Annotated in this window: 18 protein-coding genes; 11 read left to right on the top strand and 7 right to left on the bottom strand. The window is 32.8% G+C overall.

From position 1 onward, the window contains the following. The first annotated feature begins 118 nt into the window (after positions 1-118). Entirely contained in the window at positions 119-2,569 is a 2,451-nt protein-coding gene (gene lon, locus AAEO59_RS04555) for an endopeptidase La (RefSeq protein WP_341699554.1), read from the top strand. An 80-nt stretch (positions 2,570-2,649) separates the two neighbouring features. Here lon and AAEO59_RS04550 read toward each other — a convergent pair whose 3' ends face one another. Next, a complete protein-coding gene (locus tag AAEO59_RS04550) occupies positions 2,650-3,387 on the bottom strand; it encodes a Dph6-related ATP pyrophosphatase (protein WP_341699553.1) in 738 nt (245 codons plus the stop codon). Between the two features lie 101 nt (positions 3,388-3,488). On the opposite strand from AAEO59_RS04550, the gene AAEO59_RS04545 reads away from it, so the two are divergent. Then, positions 3,489-5,549, top strand: coding sequence for a M1 family metallopeptidase (locus AAEO59_RS04545; protein WP_341699552.1), 2,061 nt, complete (start codon positions 3,489-3,491; stop codon positions 5,547-5,549). 5 nt (positions 5,550-5,554) lie between these two features. Further along, positions 5,555-6,454, top strand: coding sequence for a patatin-like phospholipase family protein (locus AAEO59_RS04540; RefSeq protein WP_341699551.1), 900 nt, complete (start codon positions 5,555-5,557; stop codon positions 6,452-6,454). Between the two features lies 1 nt (position 6,455). Here the strand turns inward: AAEO59_RS04540 and AAEO59_RS04535 are convergent, their stop codons facing one another. Beyond that, positions 6,456-6,977, bottom strand: coding sequence for a DUF7935 family protein (locus tag AAEO59_RS04535; RefSeq protein ID WP_341699550.1), 522 nt, complete (start codon positions 6,975-6,977; stop codon positions 6,456-6,458). 110 nt (positions 6,978-7,087) lie between these two features. Between AAEO59_RS04535 and AAEO59_RS04530 the strand changes: the two genes are divergently transcribed. The 3 genes from AAEO59_RS04530 to AAEO59_RS04520 all read left to right on the top strand — a co-directional run bounded on the left by AAEO59_RS04530 (position 7,088) and on the right by AAEO59_RS04520 (position 10,706). Then, positions 7,088-9,421, top strand: coding sequence for an ATP-dependent helicase (locus AAEO59_RS04530; protein WP_341699549.1), 2,334 nt, complete (start codon positions 7,088-7,090; stop codon positions 9,419-9,421). A gap of 183 nt (positions 9,422-9,604) precedes the next feature. Next, positions 9,605-9,898: a GIY-YIG nuclease family protein gene (locus AAEO59_RS04525; RefSeq protein ID WP_341699548.1), complete on the top strand. Its 294-nt coding sequence runs from the start codon at positions 9,605-9,607 to the stop codon at positions 9,896-9,898. 187 nt (positions 9,899-10,085) lie between these two features. Then, entirely contained in the window at positions 10,086-10,706 is a 621-nt protein-coding gene (locus tag AAEO59_RS04520) for an L-threonylcarbamoyladenylate synthase (RefSeq protein WP_341699547.1), read from the top strand. A gap of 104 nt (positions 10,707-10,810) precedes the next feature. On the opposite strand, the gene AAEO59_RS04515 is transcribed toward AAEO59_RS04520, so the two are convergent. The 3 genes from AAEO59_RS04515 to AAEO59_RS04505 form a co-directional block, all read right to left on the bottom strand. Next, positions 10,811-11,641, bottom strand: coding sequence for an OmpA/MotB family protein (locus AAEO59_RS04515; protein WP_341699546.1), 831 nt, complete (start codon positions 11,639-11,641; stop codon positions 10,811-10,813). Between the two features lie 74 nt (positions 11,642-11,715). Beyond that, positions 11,716-12,705 carry a glycosyltransferase family 2 protein gene (locus AAEO59_RS04510; protein WP_341699545.1) on the bottom strand — a complete coding sequence of 330 codons (990 nt, stop codon included), beginning with the start codon at positions 12,703-12,705 and terminating at the stop codon, positions 11,716-11,718. After that, positions 12,702-13,166, bottom strand: a complete 465-nt coding sequence (locus AAEO59_RS04505) for a type I restriction enzyme HsdR N-terminal domain-containing protein (RefSeq protein WP_341699544.1) — start codon at positions 13,164-13,166, stop codon at positions 12,702-12,704. The genes AAEO59_RS04510 and AAEO59_RS04505 overlap by 4 nt, the downstream gene beginning before the upstream one ends. Before the next feature lie 80 nt (positions 13,167-13,246). On the opposite strand from AAEO59_RS04505, the gene holA reads away from it, so the two are divergent. The 5 genes from holA to ettA all read left to right on the top strand — a co-directional run bounded on the left by holA (position 13,247) and on the right by ettA (position 19,892). Beyond that, positions 13,247-14,251, top strand: a complete 1,005-nt coding sequence (holA, locus tag AAEO59_RS04500; RefSeq protein WP_341699543.1) for a DNA polymerase III subunit delta — start codon at positions 13,247-13,249, stop codon at positions 14,249-14,251. 55 nt (positions 14,252-14,306) lie between these two features. Next, on the top strand, positions 14,307-14,483 hold the full coding sequence (locus AAEO59_RS04495; protein ID WP_341699563.1) for a CAL67264 family membrane protein: 177 nt from the start codon (positions 14,307-14,309) through the stop codon (positions 14,481-14,483). Positions 14,484-14,725: 242 nt separating this feature from the next. Beyond that, positions 14,726-16,204 carry a PhoX family protein gene (locus AAEO59_RS04490; RefSeq protein WP_341699542.1) on the top strand — a complete coding sequence of 493 codons (1,479 nt, stop codon included), beginning with the start codon at positions 14,726-14,728 and terminating at the stop codon, positions 16,202-16,204. A 566-nt stretch (positions 16,205-16,770) separates the two neighbouring features. Next, positions 16,771-18,102 carry a cytochrome-c peroxidase gene (locus AAEO59_RS04485; RefSeq protein WP_407934918.1) on the top strand — a complete coding sequence of 444 codons (1,332 nt, stop codon included), beginning with the start codon at positions 16,771-16,773 and terminating at the stop codon, positions 18,100-18,102. A gap of 98 nt (positions 18,103-18,200) precedes the next feature. Next, positions 18,201-19,892: an energy-dependent translational throttle protein EttA gene (gene ettA / locus AAEO59_RS04480; RefSeq protein WP_341699540.1), complete on the top strand. Its 1,692-nt coding sequence runs from the start codon at positions 18,201-18,203 to the stop codon at positions 19,890-19,892. Between the two features lie 88 nt (positions 19,893-19,980). On the opposite strand, the gene AAEO59_RS04475 is transcribed toward ettA, so the two are convergent. Beyond that, the gene (locus AAEO59_RS04475) at positions 19,981-20,511 is read right to left on the bottom strand and encodes a hypothetical protein (RefSeq protein ID WP_341699539.1); all 531 of its coding nucleotides are present in this window, start codon (positions 20,509-20,511) and stop codon (positions 19,981-19,983) included. 22 nt (positions 20,512-20,533) lie between these two features. Then, positions 20,534-22,321, bottom strand: coding sequence for an ABC transporter ATP-binding protein (locus tag AAEO59_RS04470; RefSeq protein WP_341699538.1), 1,788 nt, complete (start codon positions 22,319-22,321; stop codon positions 20,534-20,536). Between the last annotated feature and the right edge of the window lie 84 nt (positions 22,322-22,405).

Below are 22,405 nucleotides of genomic sequence, written 5' to 3'. Positions count from 1 at the left end.
GCTTAAATTAAGCGAATAGTAGTGTTGTTGTTGATTTTCAATATTTTAAAAACATACTTTATTGTTTGAACGGTAACACTTTTTTATATTTTAATGACAAAAAGACTTAAATTTTACTATGTCAAAACATAAAATACTTACACTTGACAATTTGTCACAACAAGAATTTGATTCGGAAGCAGAATTAATTCCATTATTGACACCAGAGGATGAAGAAGAAATGAATAAAGAGCAGTTACCTGAATCTTTACCTATTCTTCCTTTGCGAAATATGGTTTTATTTCCGGGAGTTGTTATTCCTATTACAGCAGGAAGAGATAAATCAATAAAATTAATTGATGATGCAAATGCTGATGGGAAAATAATCGGTGTTGTAGCTCAAAAGAATGAAGATATTGAAGATCCAACGAAGGAAGATATTAATTCTATAGGAACGGTGGCTCGTATTTTACGAGTACTTAAAATGCCTGATGGAACTACAACGGTAATTCTACAAGGAAAAAAACGTTTTGAAATTGAATCAATTACCACAGAAGAACCTTATTTACAGGCTGTGATTAAAGATTTTGCTGAAGATAGACCTGAAAGTGATGATACTGAATTTGTAGCTATTTTGGATTCTATCAAAGAATTGGCTATTCAAATTATTAAAGTAAGTCCTAATATTCCAAGCGAAGCCACTTTTGCAATTAAAAATATTGAAAGTCAATCGTTCCTAATCAATTTTGTTACTTCTAACATGAATTTATCTGTTAAAGAAAAACAAGATTTATTAGCTATAAATGATTTAAAAGATAGGGCTTTAGAAACTTTGAAATACATGAATATTGAGTTGCAGAAACTGGAACTTAAAAATGATATTCAATCCAAAGTTCGTTTTGATTTAGATCAGCAACAAAGAGAATATTTTCTTCACCAACAGATGAAAACCATCCAAGAAGAATTAGGAGGTTCTAGTCAGGAAGAGGAAATGGACGATATGTTAGTGAAATCCAGAGAGAAAAAATGGGACGATAAAACGCAGCAAATTTTTGAAAAAGAATTGACAAAAATGCGTCGAATGAATCCTCAGGCTCCTGATTTCAGTATTCAAAGAAACTATTTAGAACTGCTGTTGGATTTGCCATGGAATGAATATTCTAAAGATAATTTTGATTTAAAAAATGCTCAAAAAATTCTGGACAGAGATCATTTTGGTTTAGAAGAAGTGAAGAAAAGAATGATTGAGCACTTGGCTGTTTTGAAGTTGAGAAATGACATGAAATCGCCAATTATTTGTTTGACAGGACCTCCAGGAGTGGGTAAGACCTCCATTGGTCGTTCTGTTGCTGAAGCTTTAGGTAGAGAATATGTTCGTATTTCTTTAGGAGGATTACGAGACGAAGCTGAAATTCGAGGACATCGAAAAACCTATATTGGTGCGATGCCTGGAAGAATTATTCAGAGTTTGAAAAAGGCTGGAACTTCAAATCCGGTTTTTGTGTTGGATGAAATTGATAAATTATCAAATAGTAATCACGGAGATCCTTCATCAGCTTTGTTGGAGGTTTTAGATCCGGAGCAAAACAATGCTTTCTATGATAATTTTGTAGAATTAGGTTATGATTTGTCTAAGGTGATGTTTATTGCTACTTCAAATAATATGGGGGCTATCCAGCCGGCTTTACGTGACAGAATGGAAATCATCAAAATGTCTGGTTATACGATTGAGGAAAAAGTCGAAATTGCCAAACAGCATTTGTTTCCACGTCAGTTAAAAGAACATGGATTAACTTCAAAAGATTTGACCATTGGTAAAAAGCAATTGGAAAAAATCATCGAAGGCTATACACGCGAGTCTGGTGTTCGTGGTTTAGAGGCTAAAATTGCTCAGGTAATCCGTAACGCTGCTAAATCAGTAGCAATGGAGGAAGAGTATAATAAGAAAGTTACCGATGAAGATATTGTGAAAGTTTTGGGTGTACCAAGATTAGAACGCGATAAATATGAGAATAATGATGTGGCCGGAGTGGTTACAGGTTTAGCTTGGACAAGTGTAGGAGGTGATATTCTTTTTATTGAGTCGTTATTATCTCCTGGAAAAGGAAGTATGAGTATTACCGGAAATTTAGGTAATGTGATGAAAGAATCGGCAACGATTGCTTTAGAATATATTAAAGCCAATGCGGAGCAATTAGGTTTGAGTACAGAAGTGTTAAATAAATATAATATTCACTTGCATGTGCCGGAAGGAGCAACGCCTAAAGATGGTCCAAGTGCAGGTATTGCCATGTTGACTTCTTTAGTGTCTTTGTTGACGCAAAAAAGAGTTAAAAAACACATTGCGATGACAGGTGAAATTACGCTAAGAGGTAAGGTATTGCCTGTAGGTGGAATAAAAGAAAAAATCCTGGCTGCTAAAAGGGCTAATATCAAAGAAATCATCTTATGTCATGAAAATAAAAGTGATGTAGATGAAATTAAACAGGAATATTTAAGCGGTGTTACTTTTCATTATGTAAAAGAAATGAGCGAAGTTTTGGCTATTGCTATTACCGATCAAAAAGTAAAACACGCTAAGAAATTGTAGTCAAAAATTACAAAAATTAAAATCCAAATTCCAACAACACTTCGAGAAATTAAGAGTGATAATTGGAATTTGGATTTTTTTTATTGTTTTTTTGGTAGTAAATCACAATACCAAAATCCATAATCATAAGCCGTTGAATCATTAGTGTCACAAGCGGTATTGCTGGAATCCTGTTTTGGTTTTTCATATTTTCGGTAAACTGTTTCTCCAATTTCAAATTCAATTGGGTTTTTATAAATAGGTCCGTCGAAACAGAAGGTGTGAAATTCGCCATTCTCTCCACATACATCCACATTTTCCGGCAAATCATCTATGAATTGTTGGTCAATTATTCTTCCAACGAAACTTTGATCTAAATAGCGTTCGTTCACACAAACGACAATGGTTTTGAAACCCAAAGCAATAAATTCCTGAATCAAATTTTTGGTTGGGATTTTCCAAATTGGGAAAACTGCTTCAAATCCAATTGTTGCCAACTTGTCTTCTCTGTATTGGCGTAAATCTTCCAGAAAAATATCCCCAAAAACCGAATGTGTAATGCCTTTTTCTTTTAGTTTATCTAAAGTTTGCTGCATTACATTTTCGTAAACCTCCATTGAAGGCATTTCCGGAATTTGCATAATTTCTAAAGGAATGCCAATGCTTTGTGCTTGTTGTTCTAATAATTCTTTTCGAACACCATGCATCGAAATACGTTGGTATTGTTGGTTGACACTGGTTAAAAGACAGTCAATTGTGAATTCAGGATTTTGACGGATTTTATATAGGGCTAATGCTGAATCTTTTCCGCTGCTCCAATTAAATAGGGCTTTTTTCAATTTATTTTTATTAAAACTTTAAGAGCTAAACCTACAAAAATAGGTCAATTTGTTGGTTAAACCTTTGTAACTTTGAAATTCTGGCCCAATTAATTTATTTGATGAAATATTTTTTTCTTTTTCTTTCCGCTTTCGTTTTTGGACAACAAACAAAAAATATTGATTTTACTTCAGTTGTAGCTCATTTACAATTAAATACTGTTGAGAAATCAATTTCCGGCAAAGTTGATTATGCATTTACTGTTTTAAAGCCGGTGGATACTTTGAAGATTGATGCACAAAACATGCAAATTTCGGTAATAGAACTAAATCATAACAAAGTAGCTTTTGTTAATTCTGGAAAGCAGTTGCTAATTGTTTATCCGTTTCAAAAAGGGAAAAACCAAATTAGTTTTGAATATAAGGCTACACCTAAGCAAACTTTGTATTTTACTGGTTCAGAAAAAGAAAATGATTTGCAAATATGGACACAGGGACAAGGGAAATACACCAGCCATTGGTTTCCCAGTTTTGATGATGTAAATGAGAAAGTTGTTTTTAATCTTGAAATTTCTTTTAATTCTAATTATCAAGTCATTAGTAGTGGTGTTTTAAAGCAAAAAAACAATATTGATAACAGAACTATTTGGACATATCAAATGGATAAACCAATGAGTTCTTATCTATTAATGCTGGGTATCGGAAGGTTTGATAAAAAGACAATATTGTCCAAAAGCAAGGTTCCGTTAGAGTTGTATTTTGAGCCAAAAGACAGTTCCCAATTTGAGCCAACCTATCGTTATTCAAAAAGAATTTTTGATTTTCTTGAAAAAGAAATAGGTGTAAAATATCCATGGAAAGTGTATAAACAAGTACCTGTGCGTGATTTTTTATATGCAGGTATGGAAAATACTTCAGCAACTTTGTTTGCTACTCGATATGTAGTAGATTCGATTGGATATGTAGATAGAAATTACACTAATGTAGATGCTCATGAATTGGCTCATCAATGGTTTGGAGATTTGGTGACGGCTAGCAGTGGAAAACATCATTGGTTGCAGGAAGGATTTGCTACTTATTATGCCTTATTGGCGGAGAAATCGATTTATGGAGAAGACTATTTTTATGCTAAAATGTATGAATCTATTCAGCAGATAAAATTTGCATCCAGAACAGATACTATTTCTATTTTGAGTGATAAAGCCAGTTCTCTTACGTATTATCAAAAAGGAGCCTGGGCTTTGTTTGTGTTGCATCAGGAAATTGGAGACAGAAAATTCAAAAAACTGATTAAAAACTACTTGAAAAAATATGCTTTTAAAAATGTTTCTACAGATGATTTTTTAGCGGAAGTTCGAAAAGTAAGTGATTTTGATACGGATTCATTTACTAAAGAATGGCTGGAATCAACTGTAATTAATACACCTAAAGTCAATAACTTACTTTCTAAAAATAAAATAACCAAGTTGATGTTGGAAGTTAACAAAAGAAAGTCTGAACCTTTAGCAAGCAAAAAAGGTTTTTTCAAAATGATTCTCATGTCTGATGCTCATTATTCCTTAAAAGAGATGGTAATTAACCAACTCAGGAATGAGAATTTCGAGGCCAAAAAAGATTTATTAGAATTGGCTTTAGATAGTAACAATCTTCAGCTTCGCCAGGCTGTAGCTTATAATTTACCGAAAATTCCTGAAGAGTTCAGAACTTCTTATGAAAGTCTCTTGGATGATGATTCGTATCAAACTCAGGAAATTGCTTTGTTGTATTTATGGAGAAATTTTCCAAATAAACGTTTAGAATATTTAGAGAAATCTAAAAAATGGATGGGTTTCAATGATTTCAATTTACGTACATTATGGTTGTCGTTAGTCTTGATGACACCAGAATATCAGTGCGACAGAGAGGCTATAACTACTGAGTTGATAGCTTATTCTTCGGAGAAATATGAAGCTACAACCCGACAAAATGCTTTAGAAAATCTTTTAGGTTTTAAAATTATTAACGACGCAGTTTTGACTAATTTAGTTAAAGCAACAACCCATCATATGTGGCAGTTTTCTAAATTTGGTCGTGACACCATTCGAACATTATTGAAAAATCAGGAATACAGGACAGCTTTTATTCGAATTTTACCTAATTTGAGCGAGAAAGAACAATTTCAACTGAATAGATTACTAAATTAAAAGATATGCGGGCATTGGTTATTTCAGGAGGAGGAAGCAAAGGCGCTTTTGCAGGCGGTGTAGCACAATTTCTATTGGAAAACAAAAAAGTTAAATACGATTTATTCATAGGGACTTCTACAGGAAGTTTATTGATTCCTCATTTGGCTCTGGGAAATATTGAAAAAATACATCGTATTTATACCAATGTGAATATGAAAAAAATATTCAATATCAATCCGTTTATCGTCCGAAAAAAAAATGGAATCGATGTAGTAAGTATCAATCACTTCAATGTGTTATTGCAGTTTTTTAAAGGGAAAAGAACCTTTGGCGAAAGCAAAAAATTGCGTTCTTACATTAAGAAAAATTTACCCATAGAAGAATTTAATCGTTTAAAAGCTCAGGCAACCAATATTGTAGTTACGGTTACTAATCTGACGAATAATCAGGCCGAATACAAATCGATTAAAGATTGTACATACGATGAATTTTGTGACTGGATTTGGATTTCCAGCAATTATATTCCTTTTATGAGTATTGTGAACGTCAAAGGATACGATTATGCTGATGGTGGATTTTCAAGTTTAGTACCTATTCAGGAGGCTATACAAAGAGGAGCAACCGAAATAGATGTGATAATATTAGAAACAGAAAAATCAACTCCCAGAGTAGCTATTGGAAAAAATCCTTTTTCTTTATTGATTGATTTGTTCCAAATTGAATTAGATCAAATTGAAAAACATGACATACTTATAGGAACATTATCAGCTTCTCATAATAATGTAAAACTCAATATGTATTACACTCCCATTGATTTAACCAATAATGCTTTGATTTTTAATAAAGTAAAAATGACTCAATGGTGGGAGGAAGGTTTTCAATATGCTAAGCGAAAAAGTGAAGCCTTGGAAATTCAAAAATGAGTTACCATAAATCAGCAACTTCATTTTTAATAAATACTATAGCTGAGTTACTTGGTGCGTTTTTTTCTATTACTTCACTTATTATAAAAGTCCGTAATTCATCAGCATTAGTAACTTTTTCATTTTTTGCTGCCGATCTAATAATTTGAATGGTTGCATTTTTAGCCGCTAAAATGATAGTCCAACATTCGTCGCTTATATAAATTTGTTGTGCAATATTGTGTTCAAATTCCTGTTCAATATGTGCAATGATAAAATTTTCATAATCATGTTTGCCTTTTGATATCGGCGTAATCCTAACCATCAATTGAGAAGGATGAATGCGTTCCATCAACAGAGTCATTCTTTCATAAGCCTGTAAGCGCAAGGGTAAAGCTGCTTTTTGATTTTCTTTTTGCAACAACCAGCGTCGGGTGTTTTGTTGGTCTTTAAAATGAGCTTTGAATAATAAATAGGCAACTCCGCCTGTAATTATTGAAGGAATGGTATAAGCAAATATTTCCACGAAATTGATTGGATTCATTTTTTATAAATTTTGATAGCAAAAATATAATTTTTGTTGGGAATTAGTATGAATCAATGCTACGATAATTAATTCTTAAATACTTATTTTTGCACAAACTGATAAATAGAATGCAACAATATATCTCCCAACTTAACGAAGCACAGCGCGAACCTGTTTTGCAAAAAGAAGGTCCAATGATTATTATTGCGGGTGCAGGTTCAGGAAAAACCCGTGTATTAACCTTGAGAATTGCATATTTGATGCATCAGGGTGTGGATGCTTTTAATATTTTGTCACTGACTTTTACCAATAAAGCAGCTCGTGAGATGAAAAATCGTATTGCTGATATTGTTGGTGCAAGTGAAGCAAAAAACCTTTGGATGGGGACTTTTCATTCCATTTTTGCTAAAATTTTGCGTTCGGAAGCAGATAAATTAGGCTATCCTTCCAATTTTACGATTTATGACTCTCAGGATTCACTTCGTGCTATTTCAGGAATTATCAAAGAAATGCAATTGGATAAGGATATATACAAACCCAAACAAATTTTAGGACGTATATCGTCTTTCAAAAATAGTTTGATTACCGTAAAAGCCTATTTTAATGATCCTGATTTACAGGAGGCTGATGCTATGGCTAAAAGACCGCGAATGGGCGAAATTTATCAGGCTTATGTAGATCGCTGTTTTAAATCAGGTGCGATGGATTTTGATGATTTATTATTGAAAACGAATGAATTACTGACTCGTTTTCCTGAAGTTTTAGCCCGTTATCAAAATCGTTTCCGATATATATTAGTTGATGAGTACCAGGATACGAACCATTCACAATATTTGATTGTACGTGCTTTGTCGGATAAATTTCAGAATATTTGTGTGGTAGGTGATGATGCGCAGAGTATTTATGCATTTCGTGGTGCGAATATTAATAATATTTTGAACTTTCAAAAAGATTATCAGGGAGTTCAAACCTACAGATTGGAGCAAAATTACCGTTCGACCCGAAATATTGTGGAAGCTGCCAATACGGTGATGGATCACAATAAAACCAAATTGGATAAAGTAGTTTGGACTGCTAATGATTTTGGACCAAAAATAAAAGTACATCGTAGTTTGACTGATGCCGAAGAAGGTCGTTTTGTGGCCAGTACCATTTTTGAACAAAAAATGCAACATCAGCTAAATAACGGACATTTTGCTATTTTATATCGTACCAATGCACAATCTCGTGCCATGGAGGATGCTTTACGAAAAAGAGATATTCCATATCGTATTTACGGAGGTTTGTCATTTTACCAAAGAAAAGAGATTAAAGATGTTTTATGTTACCTACGTTTGGTAATCAATCCAAAAGACGAAGAGGCCTTAGTACGTGTGATTAATTATCCGGCACGTGGTATAGGGGATACGACTATTGAGAAGTTGACTGTTGCTGCAAATCATTATAAAAGATCAATTTTTGAAATAATGCAAAATATTGATCGCATTGATTTGAAATTGAATTCAGGTACCAAACAAAAATTACAGGATTTTGTGACCATGATTCAAAGTTTTCAGGTGATTAATGAAAATCAGGATGCTTTTTACCTAACGGATCATGTTTCTAAAAAAACGGGATTGGTTCAGGAATTGAAAAAGGATGCAACTCCTGAAGGAATGGCCAAAATCCAAAATATTGAAGAATTACTGAACGGTATTAAGGATTTTACCGAAGGTCAAAAAGAAGTAGACGGAGCAAGAGGTTCTTTGTCTGAATTTCTTGAAGATGTGGCTTTGGCTACTGATTTAGATAAAGATACCAGTGATGAAGATCGTGTAGCATTGATGACGATTCACTTGGCAAAAGGATTGGAATTTCCACATGTTTTTGTTGTAGGAATGGAGGAAGATTTATTTCCGTCTGCCATGAGTATGAGTACCCGTTCCGAATTGGAAGAAGAACGCCGTTTGTTTTATGTGGCGTTAACCAGAGCTGAACATCAGGCATATCTAACTTATGCGCAATCGCGTTACCGTTGGGGAAAACTGACCGATAGTGAGCCATCTCGTTTTATTGAAGAAATTGACGGACAATATCTCGAATATCTAACTCCTGCTGAAACTAACTATCGTTTTAAACCAATGGTGGATAAGGATATTTTTGGAGATGTGGATAAGTCAAAATTGCGTTTATCAAAACCAGTGAGTTCAACACCGCCAAAATACATTACCGATAATCAGCCTAAACCGGAAGCTGCAATTAGAAAGTTAAAACCGGTTTCCTCTCAGGCTTCATCAGGGGCGACTAATTTATTTGATAACCAATTGACTGCCGGAAATATCGTTATGCACGAGCGTTTTGGACGCGGTCAGGTAATAAATCTGGAAGGCGCCGGTGCTGATAAAAAAGCAGAAATCAAATTTGAAGTTGGCGGAATTAAAAAGTTATTACTTCGTTTTGCGAAGTTGGAAGTTATTGGGTAGTCTTTAAATGTTAGCTTCAGTTTACGTCAGTTCGAGTGTTTTTTGGGTGGTCCCGATACTTCGGGACGAACAAAAAATGTATCGAGAACTTTTTAAATTTCGTTTATAAAGTTATTTTCAGATTTTTTTTAGTAATATTATTTGTTATTCGTAAATTTAACATGAAAAGAATTGATAAATATTATGAAACAATCTTACGTTTATATTTTAAAATGTTCTGATAATTCATATTATACTGGGATTACGAGTAATTTAACGCAAAGGCTTTTTCAACACGAAACGGGGTTCTATCCCGATTGTTATACTGTAAATAAAAGACCTGTTGAATTAGTTTTTTATTGTGAATTTACAGATATAAATTTTGCAATTGATATAGAGAAAAAAATCAAAAAATGGTCAAGAGCAAAAAAAGAAGCACTAATTAATGAAGAGTATGATAAACTACCTAATTTAGCAAAAAAGAAGTTTAGTAAATAATAATTCGTCAGTTCGAGTGATTTTTAAAGCTGGAAAAATATTTTTGTAAAGAATAAACATTGCGCTTTAAAAATTGTATCGAGAACTTAAGAATATTAAAATACTTCTCGATACAATTTTTAATAGTAAGGCTGTCGCATTACTATTAAAAATCACTCGAAGTGACGAGGATTTAAAAATATTAAAAATGGCAGAGTTCATTAAAATATACGAAGACAAACCTTCAGAGGCAGCAATTGCTAAGGTTGTAAAGGTTTTAAGAGATGGCGGTTTGGTGATTTATCCTACTGATACCGTATATGGTTTGGGATGTGATATTACTAATTCCAGAGCTTTAGAACGCATTGCTAAGATTAAAGGGGTAAAGTTAGAAAAAGCAAAATTTTCTTTTATTTGTAATGATTTGAGTAATCTTTCGGATTATGTGAAGCAGATTGATACTTCGACTTTTAAAATTTTAAAAAGAGCCTTGCCTGGGCCTTATACTTTTATTTTACCTGGAAATAATAATTTGCCAAGGGAATTTAAAAAGAAAACAACTGTTGGTATTCGTGTGCCTGCTAACAATATTACACTTGAAATTGTTCGCCAATTAGGGAATCCAATTGTTACGATGTCTATTCGTGATGAAGATGATGTTGTAGAATATACTACTGATCCGGAATTGATTTTTGAAAAATGGCAGAATCTAGTCGATATGGTCATTGATGGCGGATATGGTGATAATGTGGCGTCGACGATTATTGATTTATCAGGTCATGAGCCGGAAGTAATTCGTGAAGGAAAAGGAGATTTGGATATTTTGTAATAAATATTTATAGAATTAAAAATTACAAAGTTGCGATTTTAAAATATAAAAAAAACGTCCTGAATATATTCGGGACGTTTTTTTATGATGAAATCTAAAACAGATTATTTTTGTTTTTTCATTTCTTTTTCAACCATATCATAGAATTGGTCAATTTTAGGTAAAACTAAGATACGAGTTCTTCTGTTTTTAGCTCTGTTCTCAGCTGAATTGTTAGCTACTAAAGGAACATATGAACTTCTACCTGCTGCAATTAATTGCTCTGGTTTAACACCTAATTCGTTAGTTAATACACGGATAATTGAAGTAGAACGTTTCACACTTAAATCCCAGTTGTCTAATAAAACTCCGTTTCCAATGTAAGGAACATTATCAGTATGTCCTTCAACCATACATTCAAAATCTGGTTTATCGTTTACTACTTTAGCCACTTTAGCTAAAACAGTTTTTGCTCTGTCAGTTACATTATAACTACCTGTTTTAAACAACATTTTATCAGAGATAGAGATAAATACTACTCCTTTTTCAACATTGATTTCGATATCTTCATCGTTTAATCCTACTACACTTTTCAAACTTGTAACAACTGCAAGGGTTACACTATCTTTTCTAGTTAAAGCGTCTTGAAGTCTTGAGATTTTAAGATCTTTTTCTTTTAAGCTTTCCAAAGATTTTTCTAAGTTTTCAGCTCCTTTAGCTGTTAACATAGTTAAATCTTTTGATGTACTGATTAAACCTTGATTTTGTTCTTTTAAACCTTCAACTCTAGCAGTAAGTCCTGCTTTTTCTTCAAGACAAGAATTTAATTTTACTGTAGCAGTGTTTAATAAGTCCTGAGTTTCTTTGTTTTTGGCTTCTAAAGCTGCGTATTTCTTTTTGGATACACAAGAAGTTAAAAGAGCGAGTACCGAAAGGGCAATTACAACTTTTTTCATAAATTTTATTAGTTTTTGAGTTTTTACAAATTTAGATTTTAATGTCCGGAAATTAAATATAAATTATTGTTAAATTATTTAGCAAAGACCTTGCCATTCTTTAAGTAATAATAGATAACGATACTTTTTAGACTATAGTATGTTTTTGATTGATATTTTCCTCTCTTGTTGTAAGTTGTTGAAAATAAACGATAAAAAGAAAAATGTGCTTTTAAAATGGCCCAACAATGAATAAATTTTCCTTGTGAAACGAAATGTATTCCAGCAACTCCATCCAGTATTAATCGAATAAATAAAACCAAAAACAATTGTCCTTTCGGTAAATTTTTAACTAACATTAATAAAGAATTTCGGAAATTTAGAAATGTTTTCTTCGGATTTCCTTGCTGTAAAGTAGCACCACCTACATGATAAACTTTAGAATTGGGATTGTATTTAATAGTGTAACCTTTGTTTTTAGCGCGCCAGCATAAGTCGATTTCTTCCTGATGGGCAAAAAAATCAGCATCAAATCCTTTTAATTCATGGTAAACTTGGCTTCGGATAAAAAAACAAGCTCCCGAAGCCCAGCTTATTTCACAGGCATCATTGTATTGTCCGTTATCTTTTTCAATAGTTTCAAAAATGCGCCCACGACAATACGGATAACCATATTTATCAATAAATCCTCCTGCTGCTCCGGCATATTCAAAATAGGCTTTATTTTTAAAATCTAATAATTTAGGTTGGATGATAGCTGTTTGCGGTTCTTTTTCAAACATTTCTATAATAGTGGATAACCAGTTTTCAGTTACTTCAATATCCGAATTCACTAAGGCATAGATTTCAGCATCAATATGTTGTAAAGCTTCGTTGTATCCTTTGGCAAATCCATAGTTGCCTTTGTTTTCAACAATTTTCACGCTAGGAAAATGTTCTTTTACATAAGAAATGGAATCATCAGTAGAAGCATTATCAGCAACATATATTTCAGCTTCAGAAGAATATTGGACAACAGAAGGCAAAAATTGCTCCAATAATTGTACTCCATTCCAATTAAGAATAACAACGGCTATATTTTTCAAAGTATTTTTTTGTTTTCAATTTTGTAATCAGGTAATTCCGGCTGAAAATCATATTTTTCATTTTCATAATCCATTTGGCAAAAATAATGATTCAATCCGTTGCTTACCATCAAAAAATTAGATTTCATTGTCATATTATATCGGGCAATTTGGTCAAAAGTGAGTTGTGTAATTTTAACTTCTGGAGCTTTACATTCTACTAAAATATGAATAGAACCATCAGGTTTAAAAACCACAACATCGTATCTTTTTCGTAAACCATTGACCAAAAGTACTTTTTCAACATTGATTAGGGATTTTGGGTATTGTTTTTCTTCCAATAAAAAACGCACTACATGTTGGCGTACCCATTCTTCAGGAGTCAGAATGATGAATTTTTTCCTGATTTCATCAAAAATAGCCGTTTTATTTTCGCTATTTTTGAAACGAAATGTATAAGAAGGGAAATTGAGTTTTTGCATGATGCAAAAATATTAAATAAGTTTAAAGATAGCAGTTTTTCAAATCTGAAATCTGAAATCTAAAATCTGTATTCTAAAAAATGGACGAAGTCGTAAAAATTGTAAATGATATCAAAGCCGGAAATATAAAGCCAATCTATTTTTTGATGGGTGAAGAACCTTATTATATAGATAAGCTTTCAGAATATATTGAAGAAAATATTTTGTCTGATGATGAAAAAGGATTTAATCAAACGGTAATGTACGGTCGTGATGTTTCGGTAGAAGATATTGTAGGTACAGCTAAGCGTTACCCTATGATGGCAGAGCGTCAAGTGGTGATTGTAAAAGAAGCGCAGGATTTGACTAAAACCATTGATAAGTTAGAATCCTATGCCGAAAATCCAATGCCTTCAACGGTTTTGGTGTTATGCTACAAATACAAAACCTTAGACAAACGAAAAAAAGTTACTAAGAATATCGCCAAAACAGGTTTGATTTACGAGAGTAAAAAATTATATGAAAATCAGGTAGGTGACTGGATAAAAAGGGTGTTGTCCGGTAAAAAATATGCTATTGAGCCTAAGGCATCAGCTATGTTGGTAGAGTTTTTAGGTACCGATTTGAGTAAGATTAATAATGAATTGGAAAAATTGCAAATCATTTTACCTAAAGGAAGTACTATTAGTCCAAAAGATATCGAAGAAAACATCGGTTTCAGTAAAGATTTTAATGTTTTTGAATTGCGAAAAGCCATTGGAGAGCGCAATCAGTTAAAAGCTTACACTATTGCAGAGCATTTTGCCAATAATCCAAAAGACAACCCGATGGTGGTTATTAATGCACAGATTTTTAGTTTTTTTGTCCAATTATTGAAATACCACGGATTAAAAGATAAAAATCCCAAAAATGTCGCCACGGTTTTGGGGGTAAATCCTTTTTTCTTGAAAGAATACGATTTGGCACTTCGTAATTATCCGATGCGAAAAGTAAGTCAGATTGTAGCTGCGCTTCGTGAAACTGACGTTAAAAGTAAAGGAGTAGGTGCGAATGCTTTATCAAATGGTGATTTATTAAAAGAAATGCTATTTCATATTTTTAATTAGAAATTTAATTTATCGATATTTGTAATTCCAGAAACTAAATTAAGCAAAAATGGGAATGAATAAAAACACCATCTTGGGATGGGCAACTTTTATAATGATAATCATGGGATTGATTTTGATAGGCCTTGGCGTTTTTAAATACAGTGAAATTTCAGGCATTGGTTTTGCTGCAGTTGGAATAGGCTTTTTCGCAATTGCCTGGGTCTTTAGTTCCCTTAAAGGTAGGGTTTAAATAAAATCTCCAATAAATATAAACAGCTGTTACTATATAAAAGTAATAGCTGTTTTTTTTATGAATTTTTATGAAGTATTTGGGATCTAAATGCTTAGCTGTTGTTATTTACTTTAATTTAACTTTTAGTCTTTTTTTGTTGAATTTTCTTAACTCAAAGGTCATTATTTTAATAATATTACTTAACCTCCACTCGGTTTTTAGATTATAGTTTTGACAGAAATAAAAAATAAAAAAAAACTATGAAATTTAATTACCTAAAAAAAGCAGGGGTTTTGTCTTTGTTAAGTTTAGCTGTTATCAGCTGTCAGAATGATGAAAATGATTCAAAAAAAACAAATGCAGATATTGATTTTTCCAATGCTTCAGTAGAGCCAGCTTTGGTTGTGGCTAAAGAAGGTTTTGAAGATTTGAATATTACTGCAATGATAAGTAGTACAGATGTATTATCTGGTTCCCCAAGTTTCGTTTACGGAGCACAACCTGATGGAGCTGGGTTTATGAAAGACCCTAATGGTGATGGTTATATAATGATAACTAACCACGAAATCTTACAATCTGTTTCCAGAGTTTATTTTGATAAAACTTTAAAAGCAGTAAAAGGAGAGTATATCGTTGATGGAATTGGTGGTATGACTAGATTGTGTTCGGCTACATTAGCTACTCCAGCTCTTAATGGTTTTGGACCTTTGTTTTTAACTGCCGGAGAAAGTGGTGAAGAAAGTATGGTTCACGGTATTGATCCACTAGGTTTAGCAACTGATAAAAGCAGAAAAGACAGAGTTTTACCTGCACTTGGAAAAGCTAGTATGGAAAATGCTGTTCCATTGACTAAAGATGCTTTTCCTGGTAAAACAGTTATTTTAATTGGTGAAGATCAATCTTACGGAACTTCTCATGCTAGTGCTGGACAAGTAATTATGTATGTAAGTAATACAGTTGGTGATTTAAACAATGGTAAATTATATGCTTTAAAAAGAAACGATGGAAATCAGGTTGAAACTACTATGGGTGTAGGTATTTCATTTGATGTTTCATTTGTAGAAATTCCTAATGCTAAAAATTTAACAGGTGCTGAAATTAACACTACAGTAAACAGTTTAGGTGCAATTCGTTTTTCCAGAGTTGAAGACGTAGATTACCTTAAAGGATCTGCAAAAAACAATCGCGAAATATATTTCACAGCAACAGGACAAGCTACAAGCAATGCTCCTGTAGATGGATATACTATGTGGGGAAGAGTTTATAAATTAAACTTAGATGCTAAAGATCCGTTGAAAGGAAAATTAGAACTAGTAGTTGAAGGAGATTCTACACCGGGAACTGGAATTATTAATCCGGATAACCTTTGTGTAACTGAAAATTATGTGTACATCCAGGAAGATGGTGATTCTTATTACACTGCAGCAAAACACGATTCTTATATCTGGCAATATAATATTGCTACTAAGGTAAACAAACCTTGGTTAACAATGAACCACAAACGTGATGATGCTATTTGGAATGCAAATTACAACCAAACAGGTGTAATGAAGTTTGGTAGCTGGGAATATGGTGCTATGGAAGATATTTCAGATGTTATTGGTGTTCCAAATACATTTTTAGTGAATATCCACCCTCATACTTGGCAAAAAGATGCTTTCCAATATGCTGACGGAAGTAAAGTTAACACTAATAAAGAAGGTGGTCAAACTGTGATCATTAGAAATGTTCAAAGATAATATTTGATTAATGAATATAGAAAAACAGCCCTTTTACAGGGTTGTTTTTTTGTTTTATTTACCTAAAGAAGAAAATGAAATTGCATACCAATTATTGGATAAAAGTCAGATTACTTGTTGTAAGCTTAGCATTTATTGTGCTACTTACCTCATGCGAAAAAAAATATACTGATTTGACAATTCAGGAAGAATTGATTTCGAATATTCAAAAACTAAATCAGAAAGTTGTAGATTTTGAAAATGTTGCTGAAAAAAGTAATGATGAAAAAAAAATACAACATGCCTTCAATCAGGCACGTTTGGAATATAAAAAAATAGAGTGGGCGGTAGAATATTTTGCTCCTGATCCGGCTCGATTTATTAATGGTCCCGCATTGGACGAATTGGAAGTTGCCGAAAATACCTTTTTCCCTCCTAATGGCTTTCAGGTTATTGAAGAACTTATTTATCCGAATTGTTCAATTGAAAACAAAGAGGAATTGATTCGAAAAATTAAAATTTTAAATGGAAATTTAAAGCAAATTGAGCAACATTTTAGTGCTATTAGCATTTCCAATTCGCATATTATGGATGCTTCAAAAATGGAAGTGAATCGGATTTTAGCATTAGGAATTACTGGTTTTGATTCACCAATAGCCTTTCAATCTGTTCCGGAAGCAGCAGTGAGTTTGACATCTTTGAAAACATTAATTTCAAAAATGAGTTTCGATAATCCGCAATCAATTAAGTGTGAAGAAGAAATAACAAATTTGATTGATAATGCAGAAAAATTTTGTTTAAAAAATACTGATTTTAAGACTTTTGACAGGGTTTATTTCATTAAAAACTTCCTCAATCCGATTAGTAAAAACTTAGTTATTTTTCAAAAAATTAATAAAATTGAAAAGAGTAACAGGAATAGTGTTGTTAATCCTGAAGCAACATCTATATTTGATAAAAAAGCATTTAATGTAAACGCATTTATTCCTTCGGAAGAATATCAATTTTCAACTGAAAAAGCAGATTTAGGTAAGCAATTGTTTTATGATAATTCACTTTCAAATAGTAATACACGTAGCTGTTCGAGTTGTCATAATCCAGAAAAAGCTTTTACGGATGGCTTGAAAACTAATCAATCATTAAGTGGAAGTCTTTTAAGTAGAAATACACCAACATTAACATACGCTTCTTTGCAAAACGCTCAATTTTGGGATATGAGGCAATTGGATTTGGAAAAACAAAGTTTAGATGTAATTCAGAATAAAGATGAAATGCATGGCAGTATTTCTAAAGCAATTGTTGTTTTAAATACAGATAAAAAGTATCAGCAGTTATTTAAAAAAGCCTTTCCAAAATCAAAGAAGATTGAAGAATGGCAAGTTCAAAATGCTTTAGCCAGTTATATTCGTTCATTGAATGCTTTTGATAGTAAATTTGATAACTTTATGCGTGGGGATTCGAATGATTTTACTGTCGAAGAAAAATTAGGATTTAATCTTTTTGCTGGAAAAGCTAAATGTGCCACTTGTCATTTTATTCCTTTATTTAACGGAACTGTTCCGCCTAATTTTCAAAAAACAGAACAGGAAGTGATAGGAACTCCTGATGATAAAAAGAGAAAGAAAATCAGTCCGGATTTAGGCAGGTATATTCAATATCAAATGCCTCAGTTAAAAAATGCTTTTAAAACACCTTCATTGCGAAATGTTGCTGTTACAGCACCTTATATGCATAATGGAGTTTTTACAACACTTGAAGAAGTTGTTGATTTTTATAATAAAGGAGGAGGAGTTGGTCTTAGTTTAAATGTAGAAAATCAAACGTTACCTTCTGATAAATTAGAGTTATCTCCTAAAGAAATGAAAGCTTTAGCAGCTTTTATGAAAACCTTGACTGATAGAGAATATAAGTTGAAATAGTAATAAAAAAAATTAAAACTGAATGTCTTTCAATGTATTTATTATTTCTGCAATAATTCTATATTTGTATTCTTTTTAAAATTAAAAACACAATACAAATGTCAGACGATAAAAAGGTAATTTTCTCAATGCAAAAATTGAGTAAGACTTATCAAGGAGCCGATAAGCCGGTTCTTAAAAATATTTACTTGAGTTTCTTTTACGGTGCTAAAATTGGTATTCTTGGTTTAAACGGTTCTGGAAAATCTTCTCTTTTAAAAATCATTGCTGGAATTGATAAAAACTATCAGGGAGATGTGGTTTTCCAACCGGGATATAAAGTAGGTTACTTAGAACAAGAACCAATCTTAGATGATTCTAAAACCGTAATCGAAATTGTTCGTGAAGGTGCTGCTGAAACTATGGCGGTTTTAGACGAATACAACAAAATCAATGATTTATTTGGTTTAGAAGAAAACTATTCTAATCCGGATAAAATGGATAAGTTGATGGAGCGTCAAGCAGTTTTGCAAGATAAAATTGACGCATTAGGTGCTTGGGAAATCGATACCAAATTAGAAATCGCAATGGATGCCTTACGTACTCCAGATGGTGATACACCTATCAAGAATCTTTCAGGTGGAGAGCGCCGTCGTGTAGCATTATGTCGCTTGTTATTACAACAACCGGATGTATTGCTTTTGGATGAGCCTACCAACCACTTGGATGCGGAATCGGTACTTTGGTTAGAGCAACATCTTGCACAATATTCAGGAACAGTAATTGCAGTAACGCACGACCGTTATTTCCTTGATAATGTAGCGGGATGGATTTTAGAGTTAGATAGAGGAGAAGGTATTCCATGGAAAGGAAATTATTCTTCTTGGTTAGATCAAAAATCAAAACGCTTAGAGCAAGAAGAAAAAACAGCTTCTAAAAGAAGAAAAACATTAGAGCGTGAGTTGGACTGGGTGCGTCAGGGAGCTAAAGGCCGTCAAACCAAACAAAAAGCACGTTTGCAGAACTACGATAAATTATTAAACGAAGACCAAAAACAACTAGATGAAAAATTAGAGATCTATATCCCTAATGGCCCTCGTTTAGGAACAAATGTTATCGAAGCTAAAAATGTAGCGAAAGCTTTTGGAGATAAATTACTATATGATAATTTGAATTTTACTTTGCCGCAAGCAGGAATTGTTGGAATTATTGGGCCAAATGGTGCTGGTAAGTCAACTATTTTCAAAATGATTATGGGAGAGCAAAATACTGATAGTGGAGAATTTTCAGTAGGAGAGACGGTAAAAATCGCTTATGTAGATCAATCACATGCTAATATTGACCCAAATAAATCAATCTGGGAAAATTTCTCTGATGGTCAGGAATTGATTATGATGGGCGGAAAACAAGTGAATTCAAGAGCTTATTTGTCGCGTTTCAATTTTGGTGGTGGTGAGCAAAATAAGAAAGTATCGATGCTTTCCGGTGGTGAACGTAACCGTTTACACCTGGCAATGACTTTGAAAGAAGAAGGTAACGTATTGTTACTGGATGAGCCTACGAATGATTTAGATGTGAATACGCTACGTGCCTTAGAAGAAGGTTTGGAGAATTTTGCAGGTTGTGCGGTGGTAATCTCTCACGACAGATGGTTCTTAGATAGAATTTGTACACATATCTTAGCTTTTGAAGGAGATTCTGAAGTGTATTTCTTTGAAGGAAGTTTTACGGAATATGAAGAAAACAAAAAGAAACGTTTAGGTGGTGATTTAACTCCAAAACGTATCAAATACAGAAAATTAATTAGATAGTAATTTCTGATAAATTCAATAAAAAAGGGATGGTTTGAAATCATCCCTTTTTTTTTCCATTTTCTGTCATATGTGGATCTATTTTGTATTACTTTCTGTCCAAGCGTCTCAAAATTGTATCAGCTTGTTTTGCGATATTTCTGAAATAGTTTGCGTCATTTTGAACTTCATCAAAATGTTTATTTAAAATTTTTCTTCGATTTATTTCACTGTCCAATTCACTATATTCAATTATATTAATTAATCGTTTTTTTTCAGAGTAATGTAGATCATAAAGATCAATTTCGTTCAACTTATCGATTAATTTTTGTCTATAATCTATCTCATGATATTGTTCGTTATCACGAAGTCTTAATGAAGCAGCTATAACTTCATCTTCATTTATAGAAAAAAGAGTAATTTCTATTAACTCATCGGTAGAAGGTTCAGGTAGTTGAATTAAAATGCTATTTCCACCTCCATGATATTCTGAATTAATTTGAGATTTTAACCAATACAGTCCGGTTTTAGTATTAAAATATTTAGTTGACCAATTGTTTTCTAATGTCTCAACTATCGTTAATTCTTTTAAAAATTCGATAATTAAACTTTTGTCGTAGTATAATTTTCTAGGTCTCATATTTTGAACTTAAACTATTTTATTACGAGTGACTAAACTGCAAATTGCTTAAGTTTTTATAAATTCCGTTTTCTAAATTAATTAATTCAGAGTGAGTTCCTTGTTCGCTAATAACTCCATTATCAATTACCAAGATTTGGTCAGCGGAACGAATAGTTGAAAGACGGTGCGCAATAATAATACTGGTTCTTCCTTCCATTAAAACCTCTAAAGCTTCCTGAACTAATTTTTCACTTTCACTATCTAAAGAAGAAGTAGCTTCGTCTAAAATTAAAATACTTGGGTTTTTCAATAAGGCTCTTGCAATGGCAATACGTTGTCTTTGTCCACCGGAAAGTTTGATTCCTCTTTCTCCCACAATAGTATCCATTTTTTCAGGGAAACTTTCAATAAAATTAATGGCATTAGCTTGTTTGGCCGCCAAAATAATCTCTTCATCGGTTGCATTTGGTTTTCCATAAGCAATGTTTTCTTTGATGGTACCACCAAACAAAATTACATCCTGAGGAACAATACTCATATTCCCACGAAGATTTTCCAGGTCATAATCATAAATGTTTTTATCATCGATAAGAATGCTTCCTTTGTCAGTATCATAAAAGCGTAACAACAAAGAAGCAATAGTCGATTTTCCGGCACCACTAGGTCCTACAACGGCAATTTTTTGTCCGGATCCGGCAGTAAAATTAACGTCTTTTAAAACCTGAATTTCTTTTCGGGATGGATAGCTAAAGGCTACATTTTGAAAACTAACATCTCCTTTTATTTTTTCTATATTATGAATGTGAGCAACAGCGTTGATTTCTTCTGGTTTTTCATCCAATAATTCAAATACACGTTCGGTAGCGCCAATCGCTTTTTGAACCTGAGCATACAATTCGGCAATTCCACCTGAAGAAGCACCCACATAACTGGAATATAAAATAAAGGTAAAAAGTTCACCAACGGTAATTTCGCCAGCAATACTTAATTGTACTCCGTACCAAACAACTGCTACAATTGTTCCAAACAAACAAATGATGATAAAAGAAGCAAAGTATCCTCTTAATTGTCCGCCTTTGATGGCAACTTTGACAACTTCTTTGATTTTTGTTCTGTAGCGGGCAATTTCGTACCATTCATTGGCAAAAGCTTTAACAATGCTAATTCCTTGCATGGTTTCTTCAACTACCACCTGACTTTCGGCAACCTGATCTTGAACTTTTTTGGAATATTTTCGAATATAACGACCAAAAAGAACCGCAGCAACTCCCACTAACGGAACAATAGAAACCATCATAATGGTCAATTTGATATTAATACTGGCCAACATTACAAAACTTCCGATGATCAATATAAATTGACGGAGAAATTCAGCAATTGTTGTCGTTAAAGTATCCTGAATTTGTGTGATGTCATTACTGATACGGCTATTTAGTTCGCCAACTCTTTTTTGAGAGAAGAAAGTCATCGGCAGTTTAACCAAATTGGTGTATAAGGCTAAACGAACATTAGCTAAGGTATTTTCTGTAAAATTGACAAATAAGTACAATCTGAAAAATGAAAACACTGATTGTAATATTAAAACTAATCCTAGTCCCAGAGCAATTTGATTGGCTGAAGAAGCGTCTTTTTTATTGACACAATCTACAAGCATTCCCATGAATTTAGGAAAGGCTAGGGCGGTGACACTAGTTAATAATAAAAAAAGTAGTCCAACATAGAATTTCCAACTGTTGTTACCGGCGTATTTAAAAATAATTTTTGCTTTAGTTAGCGAAGTAGCGGTTATTTTTGATTTGGGTAAATCATTTTCTTTGAATCTTGCCATTTAATTTTAAATTAGATTACAAAAATACTACTCTCAGCGAGTGATTGCAAAAAAAAGTGAAGTTAGAGATGTTGTCTAATCAGT

The organism is Flavobacterium flavipallidum, from assembly GCF_038289905.1.
GTDB lineage: Bacteria > Bacteroidota > Bacteroidia > Flavobacteriales > Flavobacteriaceae > Flavobacterium > Flavobacterium flavipallidum.
This window is presented reverse-complemented; position numbering and strand designations above follow the sequence as displayed.

Coding starts and splice junctions, on each gene's coding strand:
- AAEO59_RS04535 (WP_341699550.1), bottom strand. CDS start 6,977: ATGAATCCAATCAATTTCGTGGAAATATTTGCTTATACCATTCCTTCA.
- AAEO59_RS04540 (WP_341699551.1), top strand. CDS start 5,555: ATGCGGGCATTGGTTATTTCAGGAGGAGGAAGCAAAGGCGCTTTTGCA.
- AAEO59_RS04530 (WP_341699549.1), top strand. CDS start 7,088: ATGCAACAATATATCTCCCAACTTAACGAAGCACAGCGCGAACCTGTT.
- AAEO59_RS04485 (WP_407934918.1), top strand. CDS start 16,771: ATGGATGCTTCAAAAATGGAAGTGAATCGGATTTTAGCATTAGGAATT.
- AAEO59_RS04515 (WP_341699546.1), bottom strand. CDS start 11,641: ATGAAAAAAGTTGTAATTGCCCTTTCGGTACTCGCTCTTTTAACTTCT.
- ettA (WP_341699540.1), top strand. CDS start 18,201: ATGTCAGACGATAAAAAGGTAATTTTCTCAATGCAAAAATTGAGTAAG.
- AAEO59_RS04475 (WP_341699539.1), bottom strand. CDS start 20,511: ATGAGACCTAGAAAATTATACTACGACAAAAGTTTAATTATCGAATTT.
- AAEO59_RS04495 (WP_341699563.1), top strand. CDS start 14,307: ATGAATAAAAACACCATCTTGGGATGGGCAACTTTTATAATGATAATC.
- AAEO59_RS04490 (WP_341699542.1), top strand. CDS start 14,726: ATGAAATTTAATTACCTAAAAAAAGCAGGGGTTTTGTCTTTGTTAAGT.
- AAEO59_RS04525 (WP_341699548.1), top strand. CDS start 9,605: ATGAAACAATCTTACGTTTATATTTTAAAATGTTCTGATAATTCATAT.
- AAEO59_RS04545 (WP_341699552.1), top strand. CDS start 3,489: ATGAAATATTTTTTTCTTTTTCTTTCCGCTTTCGTTTTTGGACAACAA.
- AAEO59_RS04520 (WP_341699547.1), top strand. CDS start 10,086: ATGGCAGAGTTCATTAAAATATACGAAGACAAACCTTCAGAGGCAGCA.
- holA (WP_341699543.1), top strand. CDS start 13,247: ATGGACGAAGTCGTAAAAATTGTAAATGATATCAAAGCCGGAAATATA.
- AAEO59_RS04470 (WP_341699538.1), bottom strand. CDS start 22,321: ATGGCAAGATTCAAAGAAAATGATTTACCCAAATCAAAAATAACCGCT.
- lon (WP_341699554.1), top strand. CDS start 119: ATGTCAAAACATAAAATACTTACACTTGACAATTTGTCACAACAAGAA.
- AAEO59_RS04505 (WP_341699544.1), bottom strand. CDS start 13,166: ATGCAAAAACTCAATTTCCCTTCTTATACATTTCGTTTCAAAAATAGC.